This window comes from Advenella sp. EE-W14, from assembly GCF_012923605.1.
Classification (GTDB): Bacteria; Pseudomonadota; Gammaproteobacteria; order Burkholderiales; family Burkholderiaceae_B; genus Advenella; species Advenella alkanexedens.
In genome coordinates this window covers 93,941-114,858 of sequence record NZ_JAAVNG010000009.1, presented here as the reverse complement: position 1 = coordinate 114,858, position 20,918 = coordinate 93,941, and the positions used below count along the sequence as shown (strand labels likewise).

Annotated in this window: 16 protein-coding genes; 7 read left to right on the top strand and 9 right to left on the bottom strand. The window is 48.6% G+C overall.

The window, feature by feature from the left end:
* The first annotated feature begins 169 nt into the window (after positions 1-169).
* From ugpB to HCX92_RS07820, 4 genes are all read left to right on the top strand, one after another.
* Positions 170-1,480 carry a sn-glycerol-3-phosphate ABC transporter substrate-binding protein UgpB gene (ugpB, locus tag HCX92_RS07835; protein ID WP_169294393.1) on the top strand — a complete coding sequence of 437 codons (1,311 nt, stop codon included), beginning with the start codon at positions 170-172 and terminating at the stop codon, positions 1,478-1,480.
* An 88-nt stretch (positions 1,481-1,568) separates the two neighbouring features.
* Entirely contained in the window at positions 1,569-2,450 is an 882-nt protein-coding gene (gene ugpA / locus HCX92_RS07830; protein ID WP_169294392.1) for a sn-glycerol-3-phosphate ABC transporter permease UgpA, read from the top strand.
* Between the two features lie 24 nt (positions 2,451-2,474).
* Positions 2,475-3,320, top strand: a complete 846-nt coding sequence (ugpE, locus tag HCX92_RS07825) for a sn-glycerol-3-phosphate ABC transporter permease UgpE (protein ID WP_169294391.1) — start codon at positions 2,475-2,477, stop codon at positions 3,318-3,320.
* 16 nt (positions 3,321-3,336) lie between these two features.
* On the top strand, positions 3,337-4,428 hold the full coding sequence (locus HCX92_RS07820) for a sn-glycerol-3-phosphate import ATP-binding protein UgpC (protein WP_169294390.1): 1,092 nt from the start codon (positions 3,337-3,339) through the stop codon (positions 4,426-4,428).
* A 134-nt stretch (positions 4,429-4,562) separates the two neighbouring features.
* Here the strand turns inward: HCX92_RS07820 and HCX92_RS07815 are convergent, their stop codons facing one another.
* From HCX92_RS07815 to HCX92_RS07795, 5 genes are all read right to left on the bottom strand, one after another.
* Complete coding sequence (locus HCX92_RS07815; protein ID WP_169294389.1) at positions 4,563-5,681, bottom strand: branched-chain amino acid ABC transporter substrate-binding protein; 1,119 nt, start codon at positions 5,679-5,681, stop codon at positions 4,563-4,565.
* A gap of 175 nt (positions 5,682-5,856) precedes the next feature.
* Positions 5,857-7,935, bottom strand: coding sequence for a PhoX family phosphatase (locus tag HCX92_RS07810; RefSeq protein WP_169294388.1), 2,079 nt, complete (start codon positions 7,933-7,935; stop codon positions 5,857-5,859).
* Positions 7,936-8,042: 107 nt separating this feature from the next.
* A complete protein-coding gene (locus tag HCX92_RS07805; protein ID WP_169294387.1) occupies positions 8,043-9,008 on the bottom strand; it encodes a LysR substrate-binding domain-containing protein in 966 nt (321 codons plus the stop codon).
* A gap of 130 nt (positions 9,009-9,138) precedes the next feature.
* Positions 9,139-11,160 (bottom strand): ATP-dependent DNA helicase RecG, encoded by a 2,022-nt coding sequence (gene recG, locus HCX92_RS07800; RefSeq protein ID WP_211182318.1) that lies wholly within the window; start codon positions 11,158-11,160, stop codon positions 9,139-9,141.
* A 73-nt stretch (positions 11,161-11,233) separates the two neighbouring features.
* Positions 11,234-11,620: a Rid family detoxifying hydrolase gene (locus HCX92_RS07795; RefSeq protein ID WP_169294385.1), complete on the bottom strand. Its 387-nt coding sequence runs from the start codon at positions 11,618-11,620 to the stop codon at positions 11,234-11,236.
* A gap of 227 nt (positions 11,621-11,847) precedes the next feature.
* Between HCX92_RS07795 and HCX92_RS07790 the strand changes: the two genes are divergently transcribed.
* The 3 genes from HCX92_RS07790 (at position 11,848) to HCX92_RS07780 (ending at position 15,356) form a co-directional block, all read left to right on the top strand.
* Entirely contained in the window at positions 11,848-12,843 is a 996-nt protein-coding gene (locus HCX92_RS07790; protein WP_246587390.1) for a Fe(3+) ABC transporter substrate-binding protein, read from the top strand.
* Between the two features lie 67 nt (positions 12,844-12,910).
* Positions 12,911-14,581, top strand: coding sequence for an iron ABC transporter permease (locus tag HCX92_RS07785; RefSeq protein WP_169294383.1), 1,671 nt, complete (start codon positions 12,911-12,913; stop codon positions 14,579-14,581).
* A gap of 4 nt (positions 14,582-14,585) precedes the next feature.
* Positions 14,586-15,356 carry an ABC transporter ATP-binding protein gene (locus HCX92_RS07780; protein WP_169294382.1) on the top strand — a complete coding sequence of 257 codons (771 nt, stop codon included), beginning with the start codon at positions 14,586-14,588 and terminating at the stop codon, positions 15,354-15,356.
* A 9-nt stretch (positions 15,357-15,365) separates the two neighbouring features.
* Here the strand turns inward: HCX92_RS07780 and ntrC are convergent, their stop codons facing one another.
* From ntrC to hemW, 4 genes are all read right to left on the bottom strand, one after another.
* The gene (gene ntrC, locus HCX92_RS07775; protein WP_169294381.1) at positions 15,366-16,973 is read right to left on the bottom strand and encodes a nitrogen regulation protein NR(I); all 1,608 of its coding nucleotides are present in this window, start codon (positions 16,971-16,973) and stop codon (positions 15,366-15,368) included.
* Positions 16,970-18,061: a nitrogen regulation protein NR(II) gene (gene glnL, locus HCX92_RS07770; protein ID WP_169294380.1), complete on the bottom strand. Its 1,092-nt coding sequence runs from the start codon at positions 18,059-18,061 to the stop codon at positions 16,970-16,972. The genes ntrC and glnL overlap by 4 nt, the downstream gene beginning before the upstream one ends.
* A gap of 37 nt (positions 18,062-18,098) precedes the next feature.
* A complete protein-coding gene (gene glnA, locus HCX92_RS07765) occupies positions 18,099-19,511 on the bottom strand; it encodes a type I glutamate--ammonia ligase (protein ID WP_169294379.1) in 1,413 nt (470 codons plus the stop codon).
* A 189-nt stretch (positions 19,512-19,700) separates the two neighbouring features.
* Positions 19,701-20,870 carry a radical SAM family heme chaperone HemW gene (gene hemW / locus HCX92_RS07760; protein ID WP_246587403.1) on the bottom strand — a complete coding sequence of 390 codons (1,170 nt, stop codon included), beginning with the start codon at positions 20,868-20,870 and terminating at the stop codon, positions 19,701-19,703.
* Positions 20,871-20,918: the final 48 nt, after the last annotated feature.

The following is a 20,918-nucleotide window of genomic DNA, read 5'->3' as shown; positions in this document are numbered from 1 at the left end:
GAAGGAATTCACAATCCTGCCATTTTAGTTTGATTTTATAAGGGTTGCAAAACTTCCATATTGGTTATATAAATTCACAATACCGTAATAAACAGGTCATAATATCTTTGCTTTACTTCAGAAGTAACTATTCCAAAAGAATGCAGTTATAACAACCGGAGAAAGTAACATGCAAATCAAGAAATCTGCAATGATCCTGGGCAGTATTTTTGCCCTGACCAGTTTTAGCACCCATGCCGCAACCGAAATCACTTTCTGGCACTCTATGGAAGGTCCCCTTGGGGAGCGGGTTAACGAAATCGTCAATGATTTCAACCAAAAACAAACCGACTACAAAATAAAACCCACCTACAAAGGCGCATACGGCGAATCCATGAATGCAGGTATTGCCGCATACCGTGCCGGCCAGGCTCCGGATATCATTCAAGTCTTCGAGGTGGGTACAGCCACCATGATGTTCTCCAAAGGCGCCATCAAACCCATCCAGGAAATGTCTGAAGAGGCAGGCAATCCGATTGACCCGAAAAACTTTGTGCCCGGCATTGCAGGTTATTACTCCGAGCCAAACGGTAAACTGGCTTCCATGCCCTTTAACAGCTCTACACCGGTATTTTATTACAACAAGGACATGTTTGAAAAAGCCGGACTTGACCCTAATTCTCCTCCTAAAACCTATGCCCAAATTCATGAGGCAGCCAAAAAACTCAAGGAAGCCGGCATTGAATGTGGCTATACAACCGCCTGGCCATCATGGGTATTGGTTGAAAACTTCTCTGCCCTGCATAATTTGCCCTATGCCACCAAAAACAACGGCTTTGATGGCCTTGACGCCCGCATTGAGTTAAACAAAGAAGGCTTTGTTAAACATTTCAAATTCCTCAACGAAATGGCTAAAGACGGTACATTTACTTACGGTGGCCGTGGTGATGCCGCCAACGCCCTGTTTTCTTCAGGCAAATGTGCCATGTTTACCGGCTCAAGCGGTTCACGCGCCAACTTCAGCAAAAACGCACCCTTCAAGTTTGGTATTTCCACCCTGCCTTACTATGACGACGTACCCGGTGCACCTCAAAACAGCGTTATTGGTGGTGCCTCACTGTGGGTCTTCAATAACAAATCACCCGAGGTCAATAAAGGCATTACCGAATTTTTCCAATATATCTCCTCACCTGAAGTGGCTGCCAAATGGCACCAGGACACCGGTTATGTGCCTGTGGTCAAGGCAGCCTATGACCTTACCAAAGAGTCCGGTTTTTATGACAAGAACCCAGGTACCGACGTGCCTTTCATTCAGTTAAACGTTGAAACCACTGATGAATCCCGTGGTGTGCGCTTGGGCTTCCTGCCGCAAATCCGCGATATCCAGGACGCTGAGATGGAAAACATCTTTGCCCAGAAAGTGTCTGTGGAAGAAGGCTTGGAAAACATGCAAAAACGCGCCAATGAACTGCTGCAGCGTTTCGAAAACAGCAATAAGTAATCCATACTTACCCGCGTAAACAGCGAGCAGACAAAGTCCGGATGCTCGCTGTTCTTCACTCCCATAAATGTTAAGACCAAGAGGCATAATGGAAAAACGCGTCGTTTTCAATCATAAGATATTGCCCTATCTCCTGCTTGCCCCCCAACTTCTCATTACGGTGATATTTTTTTTCCTGCCTGCCGGCCAGGCAATCTGGCAATCATTTTTCATAGAATCCGCTTTCGGTGGAGACCGGCAATTTGTCGGTCTCGACAATTACACAGCGCTCTTTGATAACCCTTATTACTTTGACTCTTTTAAGGTCACCTTTGTTTTTTCAATAGCGGTTGCCGTTACCGGTTTATCTGTTTCGCTGCTGCTGGCCATTATGGCCGACCGGGTCATTAAAGGGGCTATGCTTTATAAAACCATGCTGATCTGGCCTTATGCCGTCGCACCTGCTGTAGTGGGCGTGCTTTGGGCATTCCTGTTTTCACCCGCTGTCGGCACACTGGCGGTTTATCTGACGCAAATGGGACTGGACTGGAACCCGCGACTGGACTCGACGGATGCAATGATCCTGGTCGTCATGGCGGCTGTGTGGAAACAGATTTCCTACAATTTCCTGTTCTTCCTGGCCGGCCTGCAATCCATTCCCAAATCACTCATTGAGGCAGCCGCCATTGATGGCGCCTCACCTGCCAGACGCTTCTGGACAATTATTTTCCCACTACTGTCGCCAACGACCTTTTTTCTATTGGTCATTAACATGGTTTACGCATTTTTTGAAACCTTCGCCATTATTGACACCACCACACAAGGCGGCCCCGGCAGCTCAACCAACATTCTGGTCTACAACGTCTACAAAACGGCTTTCAAATCATTTGATTACGGCTCTTCCGGCGCGCAATCCGTCATTCTTATGTTTATTGTCATTTTGCTGACGATCGTTCAATTTCGATACGTTGACCGCAAGGTGCAATACTAATCAAGCCCAATAAAGGAATTCATCATGATTGAACGTCGCCCCTGGCTTGATCTACTGGCACATCTGATCCTGGTTTTGGGTTTGGTTATTGTTGCCTTTCCGCTTTACGTTGCCTTTGTGGCTTCTACCCAGACAGCCCGTGAAGTGGCCAATGCACCGATTTCCCTGCTTCCTGGCACACATTTTATTGAAAACTACACCCAGGTGCTCTTTACCGGCAGCTCGGTGCAAACCACCCCTGTTGGCAATATGTTATGGGTGTCTTTTGTCATTGCCATGATCATCTCCATTGGCAAAATCAGCATTTCCATGTTATCGGCGTTTGCCGTGGTGTATTTTCGTTTCCCTTTTAGAATGCTTTGTTTCTGGATGATTTTCATCACCCTGATGCTCCCCGTGGAAGTACGTATTTCCCCCACCTTCGAAGTAGTTGCCGGCTTGGGGCTGACCAACTCATACGCAGGACTTACCCTGCCCCTTATTGCCTCCGCAACCGCCACATTTCTGTTCAGGCAATTTTTTCTTACTGTCCCTGACGAGCTGGTAGAGGCTGCCCGTATTGATGGGGCAGGCCCCATCCGTTTTTTCAAGGATATTCTGTTTCCCTTATCCAAAACCAGTATTGCCGCCCTTTTTGTGATTCAGTTCACCTATGGCTGGAACCAGTATTTATGGCCACTGGTCATGAAAACCTCTGAAAACATGACGCCAATTGTGGTGGGTATTAAAACCATGATTGGAGGTGGTGACAGCGTCACCGAATGGAACCTGGTCATGGCAACTGCCCTGCTCGCCATGATCCCTCCCGGACTGGTGGTTGTACTCATGCAAAAATGGTTTGTCAAAGGCCTGGTAGACTCGGAAAAATAAATAAGGATTATTCACCATGGCAACACTCTGCTTTAAAAATGTCAAAAAAACCTATCCGGGCAACGTCGCGGTTATCCACGGTATCAGCATGGATATCAAAGATGGAGAGTTTATTGTTATTGTCGGCCCCTCCGGATGCGGAAAATCAACCCTGATGCGCATGGTGGCAGGTCTTGAGACCGTTACCGAAGGTGATATTCAGATCGATGCACAAAGCATCAACCATCTTGAACCGGCACAACGGGATATTGCCATGGTGTTTCAAAACTACGCGCTTTATCCGCATATGTCGGTATTTGACAATATGGCCTATGGTCTGAAAATACGTAAAATGACCAAAGAGCAAATCAGGGAACGGGTTCAGCAAACAGCGGAAACACTCGAGCTTTCCCACTTACTTGACCGCCGCCCCAAACAATTATCAGGCGGACAGCGTCAACGGGTTGCCATGGGCAGGGCCATTGTGCGAGAACCAAAGGTTTTCCTGTTTGATGAACCCCTGTCCAACCTGGATGCCAAATTGCGTGTCCAGATGCGGCTTGAAATCCAAAAGCTGCACCGCCGCCTTGAAACCACGAGCCTGTATGTCACGCACGACCAGGTGGAAGCCATGACCCTGGCGCAACGCATGATTGTCATGAACAAAGGCATTGCTGAGCAAATCGGCACCCCCATGGAAGTCTTCGAACGCCCTGCCTCAACCTTTGTGGCCAGTTTCATTGGCTCTCCTCCCATGAATCTGCTTAATGTCGCGATCAGTCACGACGGGAAAATAACCACGGAAGAAGGTCATGTTTTACCCATCAATCCCGACTGGATTCCTGCTTCGCTAAAAGGCAAGACACAGGCCATCATGGGTTTCAGACCTGAAAATTGCCAGCTTCAGGAGACCGGCATACCCGTCAATATTGAAATGGTTGAAATCCTGGGATCCGAACAACTGATTCATGGACTGATCGGACAGACAAATATTGTTATCCGGCAAAACATTCATGGAAATGCGCAAGAACAGGCACATTTAAAGCCAGGCCAAGTTATTCATATAGCCCCTGATGGAAATCATGCGCTCCATTGGTTTGACACTGAAACCACACGTCGCCTGAATTGAACAAACCGGCAGCTTTATAAAAACCAACGCAAAAATAGTATTAATTTCAAAAAACGCTTTAAATCCATAGCCTGTCATTAAAAAACGCTACCTTTTCGGGTAGCGTTTTTTATGATTAAAGTGAAAAATCCGGATTATTGAACCGCGGTTTTGCTGCCGTCTTTATGCCAGGTATAAATGTCAAATTTAAAATCTTTAAGGTCGCCCTGATCATTCCAGCTCAGATCACCAATAACGGTTGGCACCGAATTGGCATGCAGATATTCAGCCACTTTTTCTGGATCGGTACTTTTGGTTGCAAGCATGGCGTTGATAATAGCCTGTGTAGCTGCATAAGAAGTCAACTGGAACGCACCGGAAGCATTACGACCTTTTTCTGTAAAGGCTTTCACGATTTCCTGGTTTTCTGGCAGGCTGGAGTAATCAGCAGGCAAGGTTAACAGCATGCCCTCAACGGCATCACCGGCAATCGCGTTAATTTCAGGGTTACCGGCACCTTCCGGTCCCATAAACTTGACATTCAGACCCTGTTCAGCTGCCTGGCGCATTAACAGACCCATCTCGGGATGGTAACCACCATAATAAACAAAATCAACCCCTTGGGATTTCATTTTGGTAATAATTGAAGAGTAATCGGACTCACCGGCATTGATGCCCTCAAACAGGACAACGTCTATACCGGCCTTTTTAAGATTATCCTGAACCGCGCTGGCAATACCCTGACCATATGATTGCTTGTCATGCAACACAGCCACTTTTTTGGGTTTGACCGAGTCAATAATGTATTTGGCTGCCGCAGGACCTTGCTGATCGTCGCGTCCGATAGTACGGAAAACAAATGTGAAATTTTTGCCATCCGTTACGTTGGGAGCAGTAGCTGAAGGCGTAACCATCACCACGCCCTGCTCATCATAAACTGCAGCTCCGCCTACTGTTGCACCCGAGCAAACCGGACCAACCACAAAACCGATTTTCTGGTTAACAACACTGTTTGCAGCAATAGGGCCCTGCTTGGGCTCGCAGGCATCATCAACCTCAACCAGTTCAATTTGTTTGCCATCAACACCACCTGCGGCATTGGTCATTTCAACTGCAGTTCTGACACCCTCACGCACCATATCACCGTATTGTGTAACAGGACCGGTTAGTGGCCCCACCACGGCAATCTTGATGTTTTCTGCCTGAGCAACACCCATACCCATTGCAATACCCATGGCGCTTGCCAACAAAGTAAAACGGAATGATTTATTCATTTCTTTAATCTCCAATTAACAGAATAATCGCCTGTAAAGCATACACTGAACCAGGTGGTTTTGTATATGGCATAAACCCGCAAAATCCAGACCAAAAAACGGCAGATAAAAAATCACCCCCTTAACAAACAGGGGGTGATTCCAAAGCGGCTGTCAGAAACGGAAACTTGAAACGTCAAGCACCTACAACGCCACCATCTTCACGCCAGATCACAACAGTTGCGGCACGAGGACGGCCACCGCCACCTTCTTTGTCCTCATTGTCATCCATAGGCCACTTGGAAAATGCCAGTGGATCCTCCTGAGGCGTCACCTTTGGTGCCCGTGGATGTTTGCCGTACTCACCAGGGTGCTGTATGTTAACAAAAACAGTTTTGTAATCAGGTGTCCAGGTAATACCGGTCACTTCGCTGCCTGAAGGTCCCACCAGGAAACGACGGATTTCACCTTTACCCGTTTCTGTTTCAGGGATGGCAACCAGCATCTGGTTGTTTCCATTACCGGCAAAGTTGCCCGCATCGGAAAAGTTGCCGTCTGTCTGGATCCACAAACGGCCATCCTTGTCAAAAGCCAGTCCATCGGGGCTATTAAACAGATTCTTGGCTGACACGTTTTGCGTACCGGCCATTAAGTTACCCGGCTCTTTGTGCACCTCAGGGTTGCCAGCCAATACAAACACGTCCCAGTCAAATTCACTGGCAGCTGCATCCTTGCCTGACTCATTCCAGCGAACAATCTGGCCATACGGATTTTTTGCACGCGGATTGGCATCGTCAATACCTGGATGTTTCAGGCCATTGGTTCCTTTGCGCTCTTTGTCACTGCCGCGATCCGAGTTATTGGTTAAGGTAACGTACACTGCCTGGGTATGAGGATTAACGGCAATCCACTCGGGGCGATCCATTGGGGTTGCACCCACGGCATCTGCGGCAAGGCGGGTTTTAACCAGCAACTCGCCCTGATCCTTGAACAGCTCTCCCAATTTTTTGCCATCCAGGCCTACCGTATCAAGGGTTAAGGGAATCCATTTGCCTTTTCCTTTCAGGTCACCCACCTGTTCGCCATCAGTAAACCGGGCAACATACAAAGTGCCATTATCCAGCAAAGAACGGTTGGCGGCTTTGTTGGCCGGGTCAAACTTGCCGTCAGAGACAAATTTATAAATATATTCACTGCGCTGGTCATCGCCCATATAAACTACAACACGCTTGTCGGCAGCCAAGGTCATGGCGGCGTTTTCATGTTTGAAGTGACCCAGGGCAGTCAGTTTGCGCGGCTTTGATTGCGGATCAAAAGGATCAATTTCAACGATCCAGCCGTGACGCATCCATTCGTTGGGCTCTTCAGCCACATCAAAGCGTTTGTCATGAGTCTCCCAGCGATAGCTCTCGTCTGACGCTTTGGTTGTAACGCCATAACGCTGCATCAGGGTATTGCTTTCAACACCTTCTTTCAGGCTACCAAAGTAATCGGTAACGTTTTCCTCACAGGTAAGATAGGTATCCCACAAGGTATAACCGTTACCACAGTTGCCAAAAGTACCAAACACCACTGTACCGCTTGGGTCCGCGTTGGTTTTCAACAAATCATGGCCGGCAGCGGGCCCTGTAAAAACCATTTCCGTATCAAGGGCATTAATGCTGCGGTTAAAGTTGGAGTCAAGGACTGTTTTCCAGTTCTGCCCATCATAACGAATATGTTTTACGCTAACACCTTGTGCCCGCTGTGATTTTTTAACCCAGTCCTCATTCCAGTTTTCACCGGCAACGCGAACATTGGCAGGAAAAAAATAGTCTGGGTTGATGTATTCGTGATTGGTAACTAAAAGACCTTCGGTGTTGCTGCCATCAATGGGAAAATAATGCATGCCATCATGATTGTCACCCGTTTGCATGGCTTGTGCAGCAGAATCATCAGTGGCATCGCCCTTCCATTTTGGGGAATTGGCAAATAAAGGGTCACCCCAGCGGTTAATAACCGCATAACGGTAGCCTTCCGGAACCACGATTTTATCACCTGTGCTTGCAGCAACGGCCTTGAAACTCATGGAGGGAACTGCAGCGGCTGAACCCGGGACCGAAGGCTGCGCGCTGGCAGCAGTCGTCTTAAGGGAAAGTCCAAAAAACGCCATGGTACTGGCACCCGCACTGGCTTTTAAAAAACCACGGCGGGCCTGCTGTTTTCCTAATATCTCATTAAATGATTCAACTTTGCTGTTGTTACTTGGAATATCGTCACGATCCAGATCGCTCATCGGGTAAATCCTTTATTGACAAGTTACATAAAAATATGTCACTAGCGTAATAAAGAACTATGTCAGGCATTTGACAAACCCGGCAATCGTTGACAAAACTGTATTAATTATGCTGAAAATTCAGACAATTTCTGTGTTTTTTCATCGGGCAACATGGTGACGCCCGGCAAATCACAAGAAAAAACAGCCTTTGCCAGGGCTTCAATCGCTGCTGCCCGTGTAAAACTTTTACGCCATGCCAGCACAATACGACGATTGGGAACCGGTTTTTTGATGGGAATATATTTAACCAGGTCTTTTTCCGTTACCGGTTGACTGATTACGGCACTAATGGGCAATAAGGTAATCCCAAGGCCAGCGGCCACCATATGCCGGATGGTTTCCAGCGATGAACCTTCAAAAGAGCGCTGTATCCCATCATCTGCCGCAGAAAAGCGGGACATTTCAGGACAAACCTCAAGAACCTGATCACGAAAACAATGACCAGACCCGAGCAAAAGCATGGTTTCCTGTTTAAGGTCATCGGTCGCCAGTGCTTTTTCATTGGCCCATTTATGGTTGGCAGGTACCGCAACGACAAAATCCTCATCATACAAGGGTTTCATTTCAAGCCCGGCATCGGGTAGCGGCAATGCCATAATGGCACAATCGAGTTCTCCCTGGCGTAACAGTTCCAGCAGGCGAACTGTGAAGTTTTCCTGAAGAATAAGTGGCATTTGTGGTGTTTGCCGGATTTGCAAAGGAATAAGCCTGGGCAAAAGATAAGGGCCAATGGTATGAATAATGCCCACTTTAAGCGGACCCGCCAAAGGATCATGACCCTGTCTGGCAATTTCTTTTAAATTGGCGCTTTCCTCGAGCACTTTTTGTGCCTGGGAAATAATACGCATGCCAATTGGCGTAATCCCCACCTCACTGCCACCACGCTCGAAAATGGTAACGCCCAGTTCCTCTTCCAGCTTTTTAATGGCTACCGAAAGAGTAGGCTGACTTACGAAACATGCTTCAGCAGCACGTCCAAAATGTCGCTCTCTTGCAACCGCAATGATGTATTTCAGTTCAGTAAGTGTCACGCGCAGATCCCTGGTAATAGATTTTGACTATTATTTTATCAAATAAAAACTATCGGCAATGTCATAAAACTGAAACCCTCCAAAACCAAATACTAAAATTCCATAAATCAATGCAATAAGCACTTATCTATTAGGTTCTAATATAATCTTCTTTTCCTCGCATCCAGCGATGAAGGTGACGGGCCACGGCATCCGGGTAGTTTTCACGCAATTCCCTGGCTGCCTCCCTGGCTTTTTCCACAATCAGGTAATCGGCCTCTATATCGGCAAATCGCATCAGGGCCAATCCCGACTGCTTCACCCCCAGAAACTCGCCCGGGCCTCTTTGTTCAAGATCGCGCCGGGCAATTTCAAACCCATCGGTCGTTTCATACATGGCTTTAAGTCGCTGCGCGGCAACCTTGGATAAGGGCTGTTGATATAACAATACACAAACGGAATTGGCCTGGCCTCTTCCCACCCTGCCCCGTAACTGATGCAACTGGGCCAAACCGAAACGCTCGGCATGCTCAATAATCATTAAAGATGCGTTGGGCACATCCACACCCACTTCAATAACTGTGGTGGCCACCAACAGATCAAGATCGTGTCGGACAAAATCTCCCATCACCTTGGCTTTTTCCTGGGTATTCAACCTGCCATGCAGCAGACCACTGCGCACATCAGTCAACTCTTCCTGCAAACGAGCATGCGTGTCTACCGCCGTTTGCAACTGCAACACCTCACTTTCTTCAACCAGGGGGCAAACCCAATATACCTGCCGGCCTTTTTTAACTTCATGCCTGACATGCGCAAGCAATTCATCCCGCCGGTTATCGGAAAACAGCTTGGTAATGACCGGCGTACGACCAGGGGGAAGTTCGTCAATCACCGACACTTCAAGATCGGCCAGAAAAGTCATGGCCAATGAGCGCGGAATGGGTGTTGCACTCATATTAAGTTGATGAGGCACCATATATTGGTTTTGCAGCAAGTGCTCACCTTTGCGACTTAAGCTTAAGCGCTGGCCAACCCCGAAACGGTGCTGTTCATCGACAATCATCAAACCCAGAAGCTGAAAATCAACGTTTTTCTGGATTAAGGCCTGGGTTCCAATGACCAGTCGCGCTTTGCCATTGGCAATACTATCAACCGCTTCCTGCTTGGCTTTAGCCCGCAAACTGCCACTTAACCAGGCCACTTCAATACCCAGCGGATCGAACCACTTTTTCATCTTGATGAAATGCTGTTCAGCCAGGATCTCGGTCGGTGCCATAATCGCCACCTGAAAACCGTTTTCCAGTGCGGTGGCCGCCGCCATGGCCGCCACAACTGTTTTCCCACTACCCACATCCCCCTGCAGCAAGCGATGCATGGGATAAGCCTGCTGCAAATCATGATTGATTTCCTCAATGACTTTTTTTTGGGCAGCCGTTAATGAAAACTCAAGCCCTGCCAGCAGGCTGGCCGCCAGTTTGTCCGGCTTAAGCGACATGGGAAAGGATTTTTTCTGTTGTCTGGCCGCCCTTGCCGCAGCCAGCGCCAGTTGCTGGGCCAGGAGCTCATCAAACTTGATTCTCAACCAGGCCGGATGCAATTTTTGGGTTAAGGACTCGGGATCGGTACCGACAGCCGGATGATGCAACGCCTGAATGGCCTGCGCAAAATCGGGCAATTGATATTTTTGTTGGATAACCTCGGGCAAAGTGTCGTCAAGAACGGTTCGTGACAACGCTGCCAGAACCGCCTTCCTGATACTGGGCTGGGCCAATCCTTCGGTAGTGGGATAAACCGGTGTGAGGGTTTTTGGCAAGGCTTCACCGGCCTTGCTTATTTTGGGATGAATTAATTCAAAGCCCCACATGCTACTGCCGCGTACTTCACCGCGAATACGGATAAGCCCGCCTTTTTCAAGCATTTTTTGCTGGCTTGGATAGAAGTGTATCCAACGCAGGGAGATTTGCCCGGTATCATCCTTGAACGTGGCCAGCAGTTGTTTTCTGGGCTTGAAAATCACTTCGGAATGGGTTACCACTCCTTCAAGCTGCACGCTCATGCCGGGATAAATCTGGCTTATTTTATGTATAGCGGTTTCATCTTCATAGCGCAATGGCAAATGAAGGACAAAATCAAAATCATACTCCAGGCCCAATGACTTGAATTTCTTATCCAATAGCCCGGGCCTGGATGATTGGGAAACTACGTTTGCAGGCACCTTGACTACTTACCCATTCTGAAAAGCGGGATTACACAATAATAATGGCTTCAACTTCAAATTGGGCATTTTTTGGCAAGGCACTGACCTCTACCGTAGAGCGGGCAGGAAAAGGCTGTGGAATAAGTTCGGACATAACTGAATTGACAATACCGAAATTACGGATGTCGGTCACAAACAGGGTGAGTTTGACAATACTGTTCAGGGAGCCACCCGCTGCATGAATGATGGCAGTCATATTGGCAAAGGCCTGTCTGACCTGCTCTTCGCAATTTTCAGACACCAGATCACCTGTTGCCGGATCCAGGCCGATTTGACCTGATAAATAAACCGTGCTGCCAACCGGAACAACAACCGCTTGGGAATATGGGCCAATCGCGGCAGGTGCTTTATCTGTTTGAATAATTTGCTTACTCATGTAAACCCCTTTCTTTTATTAAACCAATGACTTATTTCTTACTTAAAACAGGTACCAATAAATAATACTGTAAATATATCAGCAAGGATAGAAATTATTTACTTTAAAAAAAATTGAATGTATGGTTTAATTTTTAGCCAATCTATTTAATAATCATTCTCATTAATATTCAGGGATTATCTCTTATGATTTCCAGAAAAAACCTAGTGAAAAAAAGCTTATTCACAATGAGCGCACTGACAGTCAGCCTGTCAGCCTTTGCCTCCGGTGAAGTCAATCTCTATACCACCCGTGAACCCCGGCTCATTCAACCTCTTCTGGAAGCCTTTGAAAAGGATACAGGCATTAAAACCAACACGGTTTTCATCAAGGATGGATTGCCCGAACGCATCAAGTCTGAAGGCGAGCGTTCACCTGCCGATGTCCTGATGACCGTAGACATTGGAAAGCTGCTGGATGTCGTAGACCAGGATCTGGTGCAGCCGGTCGATTCCAAAACACTCAAAGAAATCATCCCTGAAAACCTGCGAGCCGCTGATGACAGATGGTTTGCCTTTTCATTACGTGACCGGGTTCTTTATGCCGCCAAAGAGCTGGATCTGGACACCTTCACCTATGAGGACCTGGCTGATCCAAAATGGAAAAACAGAGTCTGCATCCGCTCTGGTCAACATCCTTACAACACCAGCCTGATTGCCGCCATGATTGCCCATAACGGCCCTGAAAAAACAGAAGAATGGCTTAAAGGCGTAAAAAACAACCTGGCCCGCAAAGCTGCTGGCGGTGATCGTGAAGTCGCCCGTGACATTCTGGGTGGCATTTGTGATATTGGCATTGGTAACGCCTACTATGTCGGACGCATGAAAAACGCCGAACCCGGCAGTGAGCAATACCAATGGGGTGAGGCCATCAAAGTTATTCGTCCTACTTTTGCAAATCCTGAAGGCAGCGGCACTCACGTGAACATTACCGGTGCAGCGATTGCCAAACACTCACCCAACCATGACAATGCAGTCAAACTGCTCGAATACCTGGTTTCCGACCAGGCGCAGCAACTTTACTCAAAAACCAACTACGAATATCCCATCCGCGAAGGGGTTGAAATGGATCCGGTCATGACAGCGATTGGTGAACTCAAGGTAGACAGCCTTCCAGTCACTGAAATTGCCAAATTCCGCAAGCAGGCCAGCGAACTCGTTGATAAAGTAGGTTTTGACAACTAAACCCATAACTGTTTTACAATAAGGGCGATGCGTTGCATACGTATCGCCCTTTACTATTATTTAAAGCATGTCAGAAAACACCCTGCAACAACCGCCCTTAAAAAAAACACAATCAATCAATGCTTCGACCTATCTTGCTCTTGGTGTTGCTTTCTGTGTGCTTGCTCCCGTGCTCACCCTCTTATGGCATGCCTTTTCCGGTGACTTCCAGCACTGGAGCGGTCTGCTGCAAAACGTGATCCCCAACTCACTGGGTAACACGCTGGTTCTGCTGGCAGGTGTTGCCTTCATGGTAGCCTGCCTGGGCACCGGCAGTGCCTGGCTGACCACCGCGTACCAGTTCCCTACCCGCAATATACTCATGTGGGCGCTGCTGCTGCCACTGGCGGTTCCTACCTACATCATGGCGTTTGCCTACCTGGATGTAATGCATCCGCTGGGGCCCATACAATCTGTTATTCGCGATCTGCTGGGTTATACCTCGCCACGCCAATTCCGGCTGCCAGACATCCGCTCCATGGGGGGAGCCATTATTTTGCTTGGCTTTGTACTGTACCCCTATGTCTATTTAAGTACCCGCGTCATGTTCATGACGCAGGCGGCCAACCTGATAGAAGCGGCCAGAACACTGGGATGCAGCCGTCGCGAAGCTTTCTTCAGGGTGGTCATTCCGATGGCACGTCCGGCCATTGCCGTGGGCATCAGCCTGGCGCTGCTTGAGACCCTGAATGATATCGGTGCTTCCGAGTTTCTAGGGATACAAACCCTGACTGTTTCAGTCTACACTACCTGGATATCGCGCTCCAATCTTGCCGGGGCCGCGCAAATTGCCATTTTCATGCTAATTGTGGTCACCACATTAATATGGCTGGAACGTCATGGCCGCCAGCGTCAGCGCTATGCAAACACACAACGCATGCACCCTATCCAGCCGCAAAAACTGCGAGGCATCCAGGCACTTATCGCCATGGCATTAGGTTGGTTTCCCGTCATTTGCGGTTTCATCATACCTGCCATTTATCTGGTTGCGGAAAGCGTAGAGCGCCTGGAAGCGACAGGAACCGTCTCCAACGACCTGATCAGAGGCACCATCAATACCATTACCGTGGCCGCTATCGCCACCTTTATTACCGTAGTCTGTGGTCTGTTAATTGCATGGGTGGTAAGAAACCCCCGCTTTAAAATGGGCAAATTCATTGTGCGTGCCAGCAGCCTGGGTTACGCCATTCCCGGCACAGTGCTGGCCATTGGCCTGCTTACTCCTTACGCCTTAATAGATACCTTCATTTCAGACAGCCTGTCATTTTTGTTTCAGTTACCCCCCCAACTCTATATCATGGGCAGCATGAGCGGCATTATTATTGCCTATGTCATCCGCTTTCTGGCCATTTCCGTTGGCGGCATAGAAGCCGGTCTTTCACGCATTCCTCCCTCACTGGAAAATGCTTCCCGCATACTGGGACAGACATCACGGCAAACCTTCTTTAAAATTCATCTTCCCCTGCTAAAGCCTGCCATTGGTGCCGCTTCCTTGCTTATTTTTGTCGATGCCATGAAAGAGCTTTCCGCCACCTTGCTGCTGCGCCCGCTGAATTTTGAAACGCTTTCTACCTGGCTTTATGCTGAGGCTGCCAGGGGCACCTATGAGGAAGGGGCTATTGCCGCACTCATTATCGTTCTGGCAGGTCTGTTGCCAGTGATCATACTGGCCAAATCACAAACAAAATCCAACTATTAACCCTATGAATCAGCTTCTCGAACTGGATAAGATCAAACTGGCCTATCCACAACAAAAACAGTTAAAGGTCGTTGTTGAAAATTTTTCCCTTTCCCTGCAGGAAGGCGAGATTGGTTGCCTGCTGGGGCCTTCCGGCTGCGGAAAAACCACAGTCTTGAGATCGATTGCCGGCTTTGAACCGGTTTATGCAGGTGAAATAAAACTGGCTAATGTGGTGTTATCCGCCCCTGGCAAGATGGTAGAGCCGGAAAATCGCCATATCGGCATGATGTTCCAGGACTATGCCTTATTTCCGCATTTAACCATTGAACAAAACATTGCTTTTGGCCTGAAGAAAAAAGACAAGGCTTACATTAAAAGCCGCACGGCTGAAATGCTCAGCCTGATCAATCTGGCTGATACCCGCAAACGTTACCCACACGAACTGTCTGGCGGGCAGCAACAGCGGGTAGCGCTGGCGCGTGCGATTGCGCCCTCCCCAAAAATCCTCTTGCTTGATGAACCATTCTCAAACCTGGATACCGACAGCCGTGAAAAACTGGCCTTTGAGGTGCGGGAAATTCTTAAGGAAAACAAGCTGAGTGCCATCCTGGTTACCCATAATCAAGCCGAAGCCTTTGCGATTGCAGATAAAATCGGCATCATGAGCCATGGCAAACTGCTTCAATGGTCCAGTCCCAACGAGATCATGCATAACCCGAACAGCAAGGAAGTCAGTGACTTCATTCGCCGGGACAGCCTGTCCGCCTTGCGTGAGCAGGCTTTCATGCGCTAGCGCATACGATTATTCGTCAGCAAAACCCAGCAATTTCAGCTTGCGTGTAACCGTATTACGACCAATGCCCAATCGGGTGGCGGCCTCAGAGCGATGTCCTCTGCAATAGGCAAGCGTGGTACTCAACACCTTCTTTTCGAACTCGGTAGTCAGATTATCCATAATGCCCGAGGTGCCGAGCATGAGCTGTCTAAGCACTTCTTTTTCCAAAAGCATCAACCAGCCTTCGCTGCCCTGCTCGGACACGGATGAAGCCATGGTTGGCGTATTGTCTGCGAAACGCTGTGATTCAGCGTATTGTAACTGAGCCTCAGACTCACTCATGAAAGACTGATTGACCGGCTGCGCTGCTTGAGATGCGGAAGCGGGTACAGATGAAAAGCTTATATCTTCCGCCACATTGGATTGTCCCGCACCGGCATCAGCAGGTAAATAATGAGTCAGACTGCTTAACAGCTCTGGCGGCAAATCCGACTTTCCAATGACATTGGCCGGTGACATGACGGTTAGCCAATGACAGAAATTCTCCAATTGCCTGACATTGCCCGGAAAATCAAAATCCTGCAACACCTGCATGGCATCCGGACTAAGACGTTTGGTTGCAACCCCCAAGCCTGCAGCAGAAAGCTGCAGGAAATGCCTGACCAGACGAGGAATATCTTCTTTTCGTTCACGTAAAGGCGGTACCCTTAATCGAATAACGTTCAGTCGATGAAACAAATCCTCACGAAAACTGCCTTGTGCCACTCTGGTTTCCAACGGCTGATGAGTCGCGGCAATAATTCGCACATCCACATTAACGGGCTGGGTACCACCAATCCGGTAAAAACTGCCCTCGGCCAGCACCCGCAACAAACGGGTTTGCAAATCCAAAGGCATGTCCCCGATCTCATCTAAAAACAGGGTGCCTCCATTGGCTTCTTCAAACCGCCCCTTACGCAAATGACTGGCGCCGGTAAAAGCCCCCCGTTCATGACCAAACAATTCCGCTTCCAGCAAATCCTTGGGGATCGCAGCGGCATTCAGTGCCACAAAGGGCTTATTGACACGCGCCCCATGCTTATGCAAGGCCCGTGCAATCAACTCTTTACCTGTCCCGGATTCGCCAGTAATCAGAACCGTCACTTTGGATGGTGCCAGCCTGCCAATGGCCCGAAAAATATCCTGCATCGCGCGTGACGATGACTTGCTCATCATCTTATCGACAGAATCATTGTCAATGCTTGAGATAGCCGTATCGGCACCAGCCGTGTTCTGGCTTTGTTCGAGAGCCCTTGTAATGAGGGCCAAGGCCTCATTAAGGTCAAAAGGCTTGACCAGATAATCAAAAGCCCCCTCCTGAAATGCAATCACCGTGCTATCCAGATCGGTAAACGCCGTCATGACAATCACGTTAAGATCGGGGTACTGCATCTTGACCTGCCGCAGCAACTCAAGGCCCGAAATATCAGGCATCCGGATATCTGTTACCAGCACATCGGGGCGTTCGGCCTGTAAAGCCTGCCACAGATCACCCACCCGCTCAAAACAACGGGGCTGCATGCCTGCTTTTTGCAAGGCCTTGTCCAATACCCAACGAATGGCCTGATCGTCATCAATGACCCAAATTTTTTTCATGTGGCATCCAATGGTAGCAATATCCTGAATTCTGTTCTGCCCGGCACCGAATCAAACTCGATAAGTCCACCATGCTGGCGAACATACTCTTGTGCCAGGCTAAGTCCCAGTCCTGTTCCATCCGGCCGGCCGGTTACCAGGGGATGAAAAACACGATCATGCAATGCTTCCGGTACGCCCGCACCATTATCAATCACAGACACCACCACAACCAGACGATGCATTTTATTCAACAATAAATGCCTGTTAAGGACACGGGTTCTTAACGTAATACGTGGACTGTCTTTAATATTGCTCGACAATAGGGACTGAGCGGCATTTTTACCAATATTGAGATAGGCCTGAAGCAACTTGGCCATATCCGCATTCATGTCAGGAACCGACGCATCGTAATCACGTGCAATCGTGATCTGGTCACGATACTCGGCTTTCAGCAAGGCGTGCACACGCTCACAAACCTCATGAATATTAATCAGGGATAGGTTCAGGTTAGTTTGCCCTGGCCTGATCAAGCGATCAACCAGTTCCTGCAAACGATCCGCCTCGGCAATAATGACCCGTGTGTACTCCTGCAAGGCAGGATCAGACAATTCCATTTCAAGCAGTTGTGCGGCCCCTCTTAGCCCTCCCAGCGGGTTTTTGACTTCGTGACCCAGATTACGGAAAGTTTCCTGATGAATTTCAAGCTCTTTAATCAGGCGTTCATTACGCTCGGCCAGTGTGTGCTGTTCAATTTCACGCACCTCGAGAATCACACTCCAGGCCTGCTGTTCAAGTCGTTGCATGGTCGCACTCACCAGCAATTTTTCCTGACCCAGGTTTTGGATAATGCACCCCATCAAGCCAAATGAGCTGAACTCCTCATGTAAAATGGCTTCAAAGGCATGTTCAAATGCACGAACATCCTCAAACAGGTTCTTGACAGCCATACCCTCCAAAGATCGGCTTGAACGCTTTAACAGATGTTGACCGGCATTATTTACCCACCGAATCAGACCATCCTGGTCTAACATGAAAACAGTAGTTGCCAGCAGATCAAGCGCCTTGCAATCCTGAAGGGTGACAGGAAAAGATCCGTTTTTGTTCATCAACTTCTCCTGTCATGGCCTGTTTACTATCGTTGAATTACAGCGAATAATACAAATCATACTCAACAGGGTGCGTAGTCATGCGCAAACGAGTCACTTCCTGCATTTTCAATTCCAGATAGGCATCCAGCATTTCATTGCTGAACACTCCACCCCGTGTCAGGAACTCACGATCTGCATCCAGGGCTTCCAAAGCTTCTTCCAGTGACGCGGCCACGGTTGGAATTTTTTTATCCTCTTCCGGTGGCAGATCGTACAGGTTTTTATCTGCAGGATCACCAGGGTGGATCTTGTTTTGAACACCGTCCAGGCCTGCCATCATCAGGGCAGAAAACGCCAGGTAAGGATTGGCCAAAGGATCGGGGAAACGGGCCTCTACACGACGGGCCTTGGGATTGCCCACATAAGGAATACGGATGGAAGCCGAACGGTTACGTGCGGAGTATGCCAGTTTGACCGGTGCCTCGAAGTGAGGAACCAGACGTTTGTACGAGTTGGTGCCTGGATTGGTAATCGCATTCAAAGCACGTGCATGCTTGATGATACCGCCAATGTAGTACAGGGCAAACTCGGACAGACCTGCGTAACCATTACCGGCAAACAAGTTTTGACCATCTTTCCAGATAGACTGGTGAACGTGCATGCCAGAACCGTTATCACCTACGACTGGTTTGGGCATGAAGGTTGCGGTTTTACCATAAACGTGGGCAACGTTATGAACGGTATATTTAAGGATCTGGTTCCAGTCGGCACGCTCTACCAGGGTGCTGAATTTAGTACCAATTTCAAGCTGACCGGCACCGGCCACTTCATGGTGATGGATTTCCACCGGCACACCTTGCTGCTCCAGCAAAAGACACATTTCAGAACGCATGTCAGCAAAAGAATCCACGGGTGAAACAGGCACATAACCGCCTTTAACGCGAGGACGATGACCATGATTGCCCTGCTCGGAATCTTCACTGCGAGACCAGTAAGCCTCATCAGATTTGATTTTGTATGAACAGCCGGACATGTCATCAGACCAGGTAATGCCATCAAACACGAAAAATTCAGGTTCCGGACCAAAATAAGCGGTATCGCCCAAGCCACTGGCTTTCAGATAGGCTTCGGCGCGTTTGGCCAGGGAGCGGGGATCACGATCATAGCCTTTCAGATCGGAAGGCTCAACCACATCACAAGTCAGAATCAGGGTGGGTTCTTCACGGAACGGATCAAGACGGGCTGTATTGGCATCGGGAATCAGCAACATATCCGATGCTTCAATTCCTTTCCAGCCGGCAATGGAAGAACCATCAAAGGCCTGGCCTGACTCAAACTTGTCTTCATCAACCATTTTGGAAGGAACAGTCATGTGATGTTCTTTACCAAGCGTATCGGTAAAACGAAAATCAACAAAAGTGACTTCACGTTCACTCATCAACTTCAGAATATCTTGTGGGGTTGTCATGTTTTCTCCAGGAAAAGCGTAATAGCAAGCCATTCAGGCCGTTCGATATAAGTAAAGCAATAATCATGCCAACTATTTTTGCACGAAAATCTGTCACTATGGTCATGATTGCTGCATTTTGGTGCGGCAATCATGAATTATTTTGCACCCGATTGGTGCGCTTAAAATAAAACGCGCCAGTATGGTGCATTATAAAAACAAACCTTGTAAATCATTCAGAAAACGCCAGCCAAGCGGTGACGCCTTGATGCGCATGGGATCGGCATCTAACAGACCCTTTTTAAGTGCCTCTTCCAGCGGTCGGCTAATACCTGCCAAAGAAAGACTGGTGCGCTCTTCGTAACGGGATACGGGCACCCCCTCTTTCAATCGAAGTGCATTAAGCATGAATTCAAATGGCAAATCACTGCTTTGCAGTTCACGTTCTTCAGCCAGATGAGAACCATCATGTAATACGGCCTTTTCCATCCAGGACTCGGGGTTACGTACTTTGGCAGTTCGCACAATACGATCATGAAAACTGAGCTTGCCATGCGCACCGGGACCAATGCCAATGTAATCGCCAAACTCCCAGTAATTCACATTATGTTTTGCCCTTGCACCGGGTCGCGCATAAGCCGAAACCTCGTACTGTTCCAACCCATGCAAAGCCGTCAGCTCTATCAGCATGTCCTGCAAGGCGGCACTGGTATCGTCATCGGGCAGATCGGAGGGTGGATACTTGGCAAAAACGGTATTAGGCTCCATGGTCAAGTGGTACAAAGACAAATGCTCGGTGCCAAAAGACAAGGCGGTTTCTATCTCCTTCTGACAAGACGCCAGCGTTTGACCTGGCAAAGCATACATCAAGTCAAGATTGATGCGACTCACCGCCTTTTGGGCCATTTCAATCGCTTCAATGGCCTGGCTGCTGTCATGAATACGCCCCAAAATGCCCAAAGCCCTATCATCAAAACTTTGTATGCCCAATGAAATGCGATTAATACCGGATTCTGCATACTGTTTGAAACGCAAAGCCTCTGCCGTGCCCGGATTGGCTTCCAGGGTGACTTCGGTATCGGGCCAGAGATTTAAATAATTGCGCAGCATGGCCATTAGGCGCTCCACCGCTTGCGCGGAAAGCAGGCTGGGCGTCCCTCCACCAATAAACACCGTATGAATTTGCCGCCCCCATATAAGCGGCAGGGTTTGTTCCAGATCGGCCGCCAAGGCGTTCAGATAACGCTCTTCGGGCAACTCGCCTTTTTGTGCATGGGAGTTGAAATCACAATACGGACATTTTTTTACGCACCAGGGTACATGGATATATAAAGACAGTGGCGGCAAGCCATGGGTAAATGAAACAGCCCGGTTGACCATTCCACCCACCTGTTTTTTGCTACGGGAAAGCGCTGGAAAAACAGGGAT

Coding starts and splice junctions, on each gene's coding strand:
- ugpB (WP_169294393.1), top strand. CDS start 170: ATGCAAATCAAGAAATCTGCAATGATCCTGGGCAGTATTTTTGCCCTG.
- ugpA (WP_169294392.1), top strand. CDS start 1,569: ATGGAAAAACGCGTCGTTTTCAATCATAAGATATTGCCCTATCTCCTG.
- ugpE (WP_169294391.1), top strand. CDS start 2,475: ATGATTGAACGTCGCCCCTGGCTTGATCTACTGGCACATCTGATCCTG.
- HCX92_RS07820 (WP_169294390.1), top strand. CDS start 3,337: ATGGCAACACTCTGCTTTAAAAATGTCAAAAAAACCTATCCGGGCAAC.
- HCX92_RS07815 (WP_169294389.1), bottom strand. CDS start 5,681: ATGAATAAATCATTCCGTTTTACTTTGTTGGCAAGCGCCATGGGTATT.
- HCX92_RS07810 (WP_169294388.1), bottom strand. CDS start 7,935: ATGAGCGATCTGGATCGTGACGATATTCCAAGTAACAACAGCAAAGTT.
- HCX92_RS07795 (WP_169294385.1), bottom strand. CDS start 11,620: ATGAGTAAGCAAATTATTCAAACAGATAAAGCACCTGCCGCGATTGGC.
- HCX92_RS07790 (WP_246587390.1), top strand. CDS start 11,848: ATGAGCGCACTGACAGTCAGCCTGTCAGCCTTTGCCTCCGGTGAAGTC.
- HCX92_RS07785 (WP_169294383.1), top strand. CDS start 12,911: ATGTCAGAAAACACCCTGCAACAACCGCCCTTAAAAAAAACACAATCA.
- HCX92_RS07780 (WP_169294382.1), top strand. CDS start 14,586: ATGAATCAGCTTCTCGAACTGGATAAGATCAAACTGGCCTATCCACAA.
- ntrC (WP_169294381.1), bottom strand. CDS start 16,973: ATGAAAAAAATTTGGGTCATTGATGACGATCAGGCCATTCGTTGGGTA.
- glnL (WP_169294380.1), bottom strand. CDS start 18,061: ATGAACAAAAACGGATCTTTTCCTGTCACCCTTCAGGATTGCAAGGCG.
- glnA (WP_169294379.1), bottom strand. CDS start 19,511: ATGACAACCCCACAAGATATTCTGAAGTTGATGAGTGAACGTGAAGTC.
- hemW (WP_246587403.1), bottom strand. CDS start 20,870: ATGGTCAACCGGGCTGTTTCATTTACCCATGGCTTGCCGCCACTGTCT.